The organism is Kribbella sp. NPDC048837 (assembly GCF_055586945.1).
The window spans coordinates 1-9,583 of record NZ_JBVJHF010000026.1 but is presented as its reverse complement, the minus strand read 5'-3'; the positions used below and the strand labels follow the sequence as shown (position 1 = coordinate 9,583).

At 68.4% G+C, this 9,583-nt stretch carries 13 protein-coding genes; 10 read left to right on the top strand and 3 right to left on the bottom strand.

What is annotated here, in order from left to right; translation table 11 throughout:
- Positions 1-167: 167 nt before the first annotated feature.
- Positions 168-737, bottom strand: coding sequence for a TetR/AcrR family transcriptional regulator (locus ACZ6O0_RS44360; protein WP_465771162.1), 570 nt, complete (start codon positions 735-737; stop codon positions 168-170).
- Between the two features lie 205 nt (positions 738-942).
- On the opposite strand from ACZ6O0_RS44360, the gene ACZ6O0_RS44355 reads away from it, so the two are divergent.
- Together ACZ6O0_RS44355 and ACZ6O0_RS44350 are read left to right on the top strand one after the other, a co-directional pair.
- Positions 943-2,313 carry an erythromycin esterase family protein gene (locus tag ACZ6O0_RS44355; RefSeq protein WP_465771161.1) on the top strand — a complete coding sequence of 457 codons (1,371 nt, stop codon included), beginning with the start codon at positions 943-945 and terminating at the stop codon, positions 2,311-2,313.
- Positions 2,314-2,323: 10 nt separating this feature from the next.
- Positions 2,324-2,794, top strand: coding sequence for a nitroreductase family deazaflavin-dependent oxidoreductase (locus ACZ6O0_RS44350; RefSeq protein ID WP_465771160.1), 471 nt, complete (start codon positions 2,324-2,326; stop codon positions 2,792-2,794).
- A 56-nt stretch (positions 2,795-2,850) separates the two neighbouring features.
- Here the strand turns inward: ACZ6O0_RS44350 and ACZ6O0_RS44345 are convergent, their stop codons facing one another.
- Complete coding sequence (locus ACZ6O0_RS44345) at positions 2,851-3,108, bottom strand: metal-sensitive transcriptional regulator (protein WP_465771159.1); 258 nt, start codon at positions 3,106-3,108, stop codon at positions 2,851-2,853.
- Between the two features lie 146 nt (positions 3,109-3,254).
- Here ACZ6O0_RS44345 and ACZ6O0_RS44340 point away from each other — a divergent pair, with 146 nt between their 5' ends.
- The 6 genes from ACZ6O0_RS44340 (at position 3,255) to ACZ6O0_RS44315 (ending at position 7,978) form a co-directional block, all read left to right on the top strand.
- Positions 3,255-4,658, top strand: coding sequence for an MBL fold metallo-hydrolase (locus ACZ6O0_RS44340; protein WP_465771158.1), 1,404 nt, complete (start codon positions 3,255-3,257; stop codon positions 4,656-4,658).
- Positions 4,659-4,751: 93 nt separating this feature from the next.
- Complete coding sequence (locus tag ACZ6O0_RS44335; RefSeq protein ID WP_465771157.1) at positions 4,752-4,919, top strand: hypothetical protein; 168 nt, start codon at positions 4,752-4,754, stop codon at positions 4,917-4,919.
- Positions 4,920-5,563: 644 nt separating this feature from the next.
- A complete protein-coding gene (locus ACZ6O0_RS44330; protein ID WP_465771156.1) occupies positions 5,564-6,160 on the top strand; it encodes a helix-turn-helix domain-containing protein in 597 nt (198 codons plus the stop codon).
- Positions 6,161-6,403: 243 nt separating this feature from the next.
- A complete protein-coding gene (locus tag ACZ6O0_RS44325; RefSeq protein ID WP_465771155.1) occupies positions 6,404-7,273 on the top strand; it encodes an alpha/beta fold hydrolase in 870 nt (289 codons plus the stop codon).
- A 31-nt stretch (positions 7,274-7,304) separates the two neighbouring features.
- A complete protein-coding gene (locus tag ACZ6O0_RS44320) occupies positions 7,305-7,739 on the top strand; it encodes a MarR family winged helix-turn-helix transcriptional regulator (protein ID WP_465771154.1) in 435 nt (144 codons plus the stop codon).
- Positions 7,736-7,978 (top strand): hypothetical protein, encoded by a 243-nt coding sequence (locus tag ACZ6O0_RS44315; protein WP_465771153.1) that lies wholly within the window; start codon positions 7,736-7,738, stop codon positions 7,976-7,978. Before ACZ6O0_RS44320 ends, ACZ6O0_RS44315 begins: the two co-directional genes overlap by 4 nt.
- Positions 7,979-7,982: 4 nt before the next feature.
- Here ACZ6O0_RS44315 and ACZ6O0_RS44310 read toward each other — a convergent pair whose 3' ends face one another.
- Positions 7,983-8,351: a nuclear transport factor 2 family protein gene (locus ACZ6O0_RS44310; RefSeq protein ID WP_465771152.1), complete on the bottom strand. Its 369-nt coding sequence runs from the start codon at positions 8,349-8,351 to the stop codon at positions 7,983-7,985.
- Between the two features lie 54 nt (positions 8,352-8,405).
- On the opposite strand from ACZ6O0_RS44310, the gene ACZ6O0_RS44305 reads away from it, so the two are divergent.
- On the top strand, positions 8,406-9,179 hold the full coding sequence (locus tag ACZ6O0_RS44305; RefSeq protein WP_465771151.1) for a helix-turn-helix domain-containing protein: 774 nt from the start codon (positions 8,406-8,408) through the stop codon (positions 9,177-9,179).
- An 81-nt stretch (positions 9,180-9,260) separates the two neighbouring features.
- Positions 9,261-9,473 carry a DUF6458 family protein gene (locus tag ACZ6O0_RS44300; protein WP_465771150.1) on the top strand — a complete coding sequence of 71 codons (213 nt, stop codon included), beginning with the start codon at positions 9,261-9,263 and terminating at the stop codon, positions 9,471-9,473.
- The last annotated feature ends 110 nt before the right edge of the window (positions 9,474-9,583 follow it).

The following is a 9,583-nucleotide window of genomic DNA, read 5'->3' as shown; positions in this document are numbered from 1 at the left end:
GAAGTCTTGGAGCAACGCTGAAGGACGCGGGTTCGATTCCCGCCACCTCCACCCCTCGAGAAGTGCCTGGTCAGAGCAACATCGACCAGGCACTTCGTCGTTCCGGGACCACTTGACGACGACTTTCTGCCGCCCTGAGCCCAGAGCGGTAGTGGGTCCGGCGCGCGCTACTGGGGTGTGCTACCTGCCGTCCTCGGGCTGACGCTGGGGCCGTGCCGGAGGATGCCGGCGCGCGCGGCTGCGAGGGCGATCTGCGCCGCCTGGTCGGCGGCCGCCGAGGTCAGCGGCTCGGCGGTGACGGTCAGCTGGAAGTAGATCGGCGCGATCAGGGTTCTGATGACGGCTGCCGGGTCGGTGCCGGCAGGCAGTTCACCGCGCGCGATGGCGCGCTCGATGACCACTGCGGCGCGGCGGGGACCATACTCGAACAGCTCGCGCCGGGCGTCAGAGATGCCGGGGATGCGAGCGGCGTCGGTATAGATCGCGCTGAAGATCATCCGGCCGGGCGGGCTGGTCACCCAGTCGAGAAACGCCTCTGCGAGCCGGCGGAGGTCGGCTTCCACGCTGCCGGTATCCGCGATGGGGAAGTCCAAGGCGATGTGTTCGCCCAGTACGTCTGCCACCAGGCTCTCCCGGTCAGGCCAGCGGCGGTAGATCGTCGTCTTGTGGACTCCGGCGCGCCGCGCGATGTTGTCGATGGTCAGTGCCGCATAACCGACGTCCGCCAGTTCGGCCAATGTCGCGGTGAGAACCGCGGCTCGCACCTTGGCGCCCCGACCGGGTGGCCGTAAGCCTTCCGCTGGGTCCACCGTCTCCACCTTTCTTCGCCGGTCCGGTATGGCAGCAGGCTATCGCAACTCGGAGTTGCGATGTCGTCTGGAGCGTGAGAACCTGGCATCGCAACTCCAAGTTGCGATGAACCGAACCCGCACGGAGACCGCGATGCCGGAAGAGGACACGACCGCCATGCCGGATGCGCAACCAGGAGCCGGTCGCCCGACCAGCGACACGATGAGCTTCGCCGACTGGGTACGGACGCGTGCGCTGTCGCTGGAGAGCATCGACCCTCGCGCCGATCTGGACGATCTCGAACCCCTGCGTGAGATCGTCGGTGACGCCCGGGTCGCAGCGATCGGCGAGGCCTCTCACCACGTCCGGGAGTTCTACGTGGTGCGGCATCGGCTGCTGCGGTTCCTCGTTGAGCGCTGTGGTTTCACCATGCTCGCGTTCGAAGCACCCACCGTCGGAGCGGACGCCATCGACGGATGGCTGCGTGGTGCCGACGAGCCGGTGGCCGATGCTGCCGCGCGCGGCAGCATGGCGGGTCTGCTGGAGTGCCGTGAAATGTACGACCTTCTGGCCTGGATGCGTGCACACAACCGCACATCAGCCCAGCCGCTGCGCTGGGCAGGCATCGTGCCCGGCGGTGGATCGCCGCTGCCGGAATTGGAGGCAGCCGCCGGCTACTTGCGAGTGGCCGATCCGGACGCGATGCCGCTGCTCGAGCAGGCGATCGAGCGCGCAGGCACGTATCACAGCCGCGAGATCTTCACGAGCCTGAGCCGCTACGCGACGCTCGATCCGGCGGATCAGGACGCATTGACCGCTGCGGTCAGCCGTCTGTTGTTCCGGATGGAGACGATGGGCGCGATGCAGCGCGGAGCCCCGCACGAACAGGCGTACTTCGCGGCTCTGCGGCACCTCGGCTCCGCGTGGCGCCTGGACCACTTCCACCGTGACGTCGCCGGACGCGGTCTCGCGGTGGGATCGGCCTCTCTCGACGCCTGCCTAGCCGAAACGGTGCTGCAACTCGTCGCGGACGCGCCGCAGACCCGGGTCGTCCTCGCCCTGCACGACCTGCACATCGGCAGGGTTCCGCACGCCGGGCCGGCCGGGCTGTTCCCCGCGGGGTTCCATCTCGCGCGGGCACTCGGTGACGGCTACCGGGCCATCGCCGTCACCGGCAGTCATGGCCGCACGGCTCGCCTCCGACCCGCCCCCGGTAGCGCGCCAGGTTTCGAGGTCAGCGACGTACCGCTGCCTCCGCTGACCAAGCAGAGCATCGAGAGCGCGTTCGACACCGACGCCGCGCTCACCATTGCCGATCTCCGGGCCGCACGGAGCGCCATCGACGACGCCGAGTCCTTTCAGCAGACACGCCTGGAGGACTACTTCGCGGATGCGCCTGTGTTCGACGCCTTCGACGCGATCGCCCGGGTGCCGAGGACCACCTGCACTGATTACCCGGCGACGAATCCATCCGGTGCTGTCGCCTCCGTCGAGTCGAGCGGCCAACGAACGCCGCGGAACTGAGGTGACCGTGATGTCGCGAGTGAAGGATGCTCTCTTCAAGGCCTCCACGAGGCTGCACGTGGCCGTGTTCTTCCGATCGAAGGGCCGGGTGTTCGGCCGGGCCATGGGGATGCCGGTGGTCGGGCTGGTGACTACCGGCAGGAGATCGGGTCAGCGTCGCGCCACGACGTTGGCCGCGCCAATCATCGAGGACGGTCGCGTGGTGCTGGTCGCATCGTTCGGCGGTGACGACAGGAATCCTTCCTGGTACCACAACCTGCGCGCCGATCCGCAGGTCCGGATCACGCAGCGCGCCGGGACGCGGTGGATGGTGGCGCGCACTGCCGCGGACGACGAGAGAGCGAGACTGTGGCCGAGGATCGTGTCGGTGTACCCGGGGTACGCGCGGTACCAGGAGCGCACCGACCGCCAGATCCCAGTCGTCATTCTCGAACCGGCTGCTGCGCCAGGCCCACCCGCCGCGCACGCACGGGACATCTGATCGCACGACCTACCGCTGCCCTTCTCGTCGAGCGTCACCTCCTGTGAACCGCGGAGTCAGGCCAGAGCGAGGAAGAGCTTCTCCATCTTGGCCACGTCGACGTCGCTGTCCTCTTCGGTGAGGCAGTGCTGCAGGCCGGTGCTCACGATGGCGTAGCCGGCGCGTGAGAGCGCCTTGTTCACGGCGGCGAGCTGTGTGAGGACGGACTCGCAGTCCGCTCCCTCCTCCATCATCTTGATGACGCTGCCCAGGTGTCCGTGGGCGCGTTTCATCCGGGTGACGATCGGCTTGATCTCGGTGGGTTCGAGGTCCATCAGAGCCCTTCTCCGTCGGTGCGTTCACCTCAGACTACATCCCCCCGGGGGGATGTGCTAACGTCGGAAGCGTATCCCCCCCGGGGGATATCGAACAAGGCGGGGTAACCGAAGGAGGAAGGACTCTTGATGCGGGACATCTCAGCATGAGCCGCCTGATCACACCGCGCAGCACGCAGCCGGGTGCGGGCCTCACCGTCCGCGCCATCGAAACAGCTTCGCTCGGTGACCGCAGCTATCTCGTGCACGATGGCGAGGTGGCGTTCGTCATCGACCCACAGCGCGACATCGACCGTGTCCTGGAGATCGTCCGGGATGACGGTGTTCGGCTGACTCACGTCTTCGAGACCCATATCCACAACGACTACGTGACCGGCGGCCTCTCGCTGGCGCGCGCCACCGGCGCGACGTACCTGATCAACGCCGACGACGAGGTCTCCTTCGACCGCACGCCGATCCGTGACGGCGAGATCGTCGAGATCGGCGATCGGATGCGGGTGCGCGCGATCCACACGCCGGGGCACACCTTCACCCACATGTCGTATGCCCTGACCGACGTCGACGAGCCGATCGCGGTCTTCACCGGCGGATCACTGCTGTACGGCGCGACCGGGCGGCCCGACCTGCTGGGTCCGGACCACACCGAGGCTCTGGTACGCCACCAGCACGCCTCGGCGCACAAACTCGTCGGCATACTGCCCGACGAAACCGAGGTCTACCCCACTCACGGCTTCGGCTCCTTCTGCTCCGCCACCCAGTCGGAGGCGACCGCCTCCACGATCGGGCAGGAGAAGCGTACGAATCCGGTGCTGACCCAGGACGAGGAGGACTACGTTCGCGAGCTGCTCGACGGACTGGGGGCCTGGCCGGCGTACTACGTGCACATGGCCCCCGCCAACTCAGCGGGGCCGGGCGCTCCCGATCTGTCGCTGCCAGAGAAGGCGGACGCCGCGGAACTGCGTCGGCGCATCGAGGCCGGCGAATGGGTGGTCGATCTGCGCACCCGAACGGCTTTCGCGGCCGGCCACGCGCGCGGCACCTTGAACTTCGGTCTGGACGGCGCGTTCTCGACCTACCTCGGCTGGCTGATCGTGTGGGGAACGCCTCTGACGCTGCTCGGAGAGACCGTGGCACAGGTCGCCGAGGCGCAGCGTGAGCTCGTCCGCATCGGAATCGACCGTCCAGCGGCCCACGCGACCGGCGGACCGAAGCAGTGGAGCACCGATGCGCCCGTGTCGTTCCCGACCGCCGGCTTCGCCGACCTCGAGCAGGTCCGTCACCATCGTGAGGTCGTGATTCTGGACGTCCGCCGCGCAGAAGAGTACGACTCCGGCCGGATCCGGGACGCGGTCAACATCCCGATCCACGAGCTACCGCAGCGGATCGCAGAGGTGCCGCCCGGCGAGGTGTGGGTGCACTGCGCCGCCGGTTACCGGGCCTCGATCGCCGCGTCGTTCCTGGATGCCGCCGGACGTTCGCTCGTCGCGATCGACGACCAGTTCGAGAACGCGGTGAAGGTCGGGCTCGACGTGGTCGGACCCGAGGCGTGACCGACCAGGCACGATCGTCCTCCCGCCCTCGTCTCACACCGTTCACCACTCGAAGAATTCGTCGTTCACAGGCCTCGACAAAGGATAAGAACTATGTGCCGACCCACGACCTGCAAGACCTGCGGCAAGACCACCTGGGCAGGCTGCGGCCAGCACGTCGCCCAGGTCAAGGCGATGGTCCCTGCCGACCAGTGGTGCCCGGGCCACCCCAAGTCCGAACGGCAACGCGGCAGTTGGCTCGCCAAGTTGCTCGGCCGCTGACGCACCCGCCCGGGCTCCACGACAACTTCACCAACGGCCGCGCCGGTGCAGCAGCGGGACTCCAGTTCACCCGCGAGTAGCACCTGCCGATCTTCGGCCGCATCAGCTGGAGCGAGCAGCGGCACTTCGATGCTGTGGGCAACATGCTGGTCCGGCACGTGGGGCCCTGCCTGCTGCGCTCGGCGCTACCTTGCGGAGCGTTCGGAGTTCTGGGCGTTCTGGTGTGCTGCTTCGTCTCGTTCGGCCGGAGTCACACAGATGCGGTCGTCAGGGGTTGCTTCGCGCAGGCCGGTGCATTGCTTGGTGATGCGGAAGTCGTCCTGGTCGCGGCCGTCGAGCGAGGCGCCGTTGACCGTGAGCGTTGTGGTACCCGCGGGCTTCAGGCCGAAACGGCAATCCGACGTACGGTGCACTTCGGTCGCCGGGCACTTCACCTGCCGCGGTGCCGACAGCGCGGAGTGCTCCCTGACGAGTTCGAGCCCGAACTCGTTCCGGGTGCCTTCCAGAAGGTGCCGTCCCGGTTCGCGACTGCTGACCTGCCATCGCGGAGTACGTCGGACAGGCCGAAGCCGCAGACGGTCAGGAGAACAGCGACTGTGGTGAGGAGGCCGACGCCCAACGGCCGCGCGGCTCCGCTGCCTCTGGTGGTGAACACGGCGGTGACCAGCGGTGCGATCGCCGCGCCGGCCACCGTGCCGGGGCGCCCGGGATCGAAGAAGCCGGTCAGCACAGTGCCGACCACCGATGCCATCACGCCGAGCAGCAGCGGGACTGCGCCGAGCGCCTGTGTTTCACGGACCTGGCGCCCCAGTGGCAGCTCAGTCGACGTTCTCGTCCCCATACTTCCCGCAGTCCCGCCGGCTCCCGAGGTCAGCCGACGCTGGGCCGCCGAGACCGGCCTGCCCAAATCAACTGTCCGGCGGATCGCCACCAACCTGGTCGGCCACCGGATCCTGGACCGCGGTCCGGACGGTTACCGACTCGGCCTGCGGCTCTTCGAACTCGGGAACTCGGCCGCGCGCCACATCGCGGTCGCCGAGATCGCCGCACCGTTCCTCCAGGAACTCAGCCAGTCGACGAGCCAGATCATCTGGGCGGGCATCGTGGCCGACGACGCACTGGTCATCGCCGACACAGCGTTCACCCATCGCCACAGCACGTTGATCGCGTCGACGGCTGAGCGGGCCTGGCCCGCCCGTGTCTCCAGGGACAGAGCCCGAGTGCCGCGGCCGGGCAGCTGATGATCGCCCTGCTGCAGAACACCGCCGACCAGCTGGGCAGGGCCCTCAGGGCCGCCGAACGCTGCTAGCCGGCGGTGACTTCTCGTGACCGGGACACGACGAGAAGCCATCGCGGTACCGGTGCGCCGAAGAAATACCGTCATCCGGGCAGATATCGGGCCGCTGGTGGGTTGTGACAGAGGGATGCCAGGTGGGTGCCAGCACCGCGGGGCATGGTGGGGGGCACGGACAGGGAGGTCGGGGATGCGTGGGGTGGATTGGCGGCAGGATGCGGTTGTAGCGGGGGATGGGGCGCCGGTCGGGGTGCTGAGTACGGGCGCCGGGCCTGGGATCGTGGTGGTTCCGGGGAACAATCGGCGGGCTCACCACTACGAAGGGCTGGCCCGTGGGCTGGCGGGCGCGCAGACGGTGCACGTGGTCGAGCGGCGCGGTCGTGGGGTGAGTGCGGCGCGCGGTACGTCGTACGGTGTGGACACCGAGGTCGACGACGTACTCGCGGTGATGGAGCACACCGGTGCGCGGATGGTGTTCGGGCACAGCTACGGCGGGTTGGTGGCGCTGCATGTGGGACTGCGGCAGCCGCTGGACGCGCTGGTCGTCTACGAGCCGGCGGTGAGCATCGGCGGGTCGTTCGACGCGAGCTGGCTGAGCACGTTCACCCAGCAGCTCGAGGCGGGTCGGCGGACGGCGGCGATGGCCACGTTCCTCAGCGGCACGGAGCTCCTGCCGTTCCGGGCAAGGCCGTTGCTCTGGGCAACGTCGTTCCTGATGGTGCGTGATCGCGAGACGCGCGAGATGATGCCGACGACGCCGGCCGAGATCGGCGAGATCGTCCGCCTCGACTCCGACGGCAGCAGGTACGCCGGGATCGCGTCACGGAGCCTTCTCCTCGGTGGTGAGAAGTCGCCCGCGTACCTGACCGGCGTACTCCCGCGGCTCGCGGCGATCATGCCCGGCGCCGAGTACTCGATCCTGCCCGGACTCGACCACAACGCGCCCGACGAGCACGCCCCGGACACGGTGGCTCAGCAGATCCGGCGGGTCATCGTCCGCGCCGAGCGTTCTCGCGTCGACCTCCACCTGGACCGGAGAGTGCGGATCCATCGGGATTGACGATGGATTCGGCCGGGTGGACAGTCTCTGTGTGAGCACGGCCGAAGACGACGCCCGGGCGTTCGCCGATCTGTTCCGCGAGACGTACCTGCGGTTCCACCGGCGGGACGGCAAGCGGAACGAGATGTCCGGCGCGAGCCGGGCCGTTCTGCAGCACCTCTCGCAGACCGGGCCGCTGACCGTCGGCGACATCGCGCTGCACCTGGACCGGGCGCAGTCGGTGGTCAGCGACATCGTGACGCAGCTCGAGTCCAAAGGGGTGCTGGAGCGCGAGCGCGATCCGCAGGACCGGCGCCGGACGCTGGTGTGGCTGTCGCCGGAGGGGTTCGCCGTGCTGAAGGCCGATCGCGAGGTGCTCAGCGTCGCCGCGCTGGCCGAGGCGTTCGCCGCGCTGGCACCCGGCGACCGGGCCGCGCTGCTCACCACCTTGTCCACCCTGGTTCGATCGAACGGAGCCGAGCAATGACCGCGACCATGACGTGCGAGAGCTGCAGCATGCCGATCGAGAGCGGCCGGTACTGCGAGTACTGCGTCGATGCCGATGGCAACCTTCAGGACTTCGACACCCGGTTCGCCTCGATGGTGTCGTGGCAGGAACGCCGCAACCCGGACGACCCGCGGGCGAAGATCGAGGCCGACACCCTCGCGTACATGGCGACGATGCCGGCCTGGCGCGACCACCCGCGGCTGGCCGGCTACCGCTGATCCCTCAGACCATGCCGTGCGGGATCTCGCTTGCCGACGGCATCGGTTGTACGACGTCCCAGTGCTCGACGATCTGCCCGTCCTCGAAACGCCAGATGTCGACGACCGCCTCGCCGCGCGGGGCGTCGGGCGTGGTCATCAGGTAGTGCATCACGACGTGGGTGCCGTCGGCGACGATCCGCCGGAGATCGAGCTCCGCATTCGCCACCGGGGCCTGTGCGATGAAGTCGAGGAAGGCGTCGCGGCCGGACGGGTTGCCGGGACTGTGCTCGACGAAATCCTTGTGCAGCAAGGGCTTCAGGGGTTCGAGGTTGCCGTTGGCAAACTCCTGGAAGGCGTGCAGGGCGAGATGTCTGTTGTGTTCGGCGCTCATGTGTACGACAGTGGCCGATGGTGATCACGGTTGTCGATTACAAGGGTGGTAAGGGTGACCGCTGACAGGCCGGTGGGGGAGCTGTTCCGGGAGTGGCGGCGACGGCGGGGGCTCAGTCAGCTCGATCTCGCGATCCAGGCCGACGTGTCGCCGCGGCACGTCAGCTTCGTGGAGACCGGGCGGACGATTCCGAGCAGCGCGATGGTGCTGCACCTGGCCGAACAGCTGTCCGTGCCGCTGCGGGAACGCAACCGGCTGCTCGTCGCGGCCGGTCATGCACCCGTGTATCGGCAACGGCCGCTGGACGACCCGGACCTGGATCGGGTCCGTGCGGCGCTGGAGCGGTTCGTCCGGGCGCACGCGCCGTACCCGGCCGTTGCGGTCGATCGGCGATGGAACCTGATCCTCGCGAACGACGGTTTCGCGGTGTTCACCGAGGGCGTCGATCCGGCGTTGCTCGAGGCACCGATCAACATGATGCGGCTCGGCCTGCACCCCGGTGGAATGGCCCCGCGGATCCGCAACCTCGCGCAGGTCCGCGGCTACCTCCTGCCCCGTCTCGCCCGCCAGGCCGCCGCGAGCGGCGACGCCGAGCTGCATAAGCTGTACGACGAGTTGGTCGGCTACGGACCGATCGACAACACCCCGCCCGACCCCGCCGACATCGCGCTGCCGATCCGCATCAACCACCACGGCACCGACTTGTGCTTCCTCAACGCGATCACCACCTTCGGCACCGCCTTCGACATCACCCTCGAGGAGATCGCCGTCGAAACCTACCTACCCGCCGACCCGCAGACTGTCGAGTTCTTCCAGCGCCGGGAGTAGGACCGCCGTTTCGCCCCGGACTCGCTGGGTACCGCGAAGCTGTCGCAGTGCACGTACGGGGCGGAATCGGAGGAGGTTCTCGTGGGAATCGGCGTATCCGTGTTCCTGCTCGCCGTCGGCGGCATACTCGCGTTTGCCGTGACGGATCGGCTCAGCGGGGTCGACCTGACCGTGGTCGGGTACGTCCTGATGGGCGCCGGCGCGATCGGCATCGTGGTCGCACTCATGCTCGCCAACCAGAGCCGCAGATCGACCCACACCACGGTCGAGGAGCGGCGCGACCTGCGGGGCTGAGCTCACCGGTAGGGACGGAACGTACGGCGCAGGTCGTCGGTCCATTCCGTGGGGAGCTCCCAGGGGATGAAGTGGCCGCCCGCCGGGTGGGCGGTGAGGTTGACGTGGTT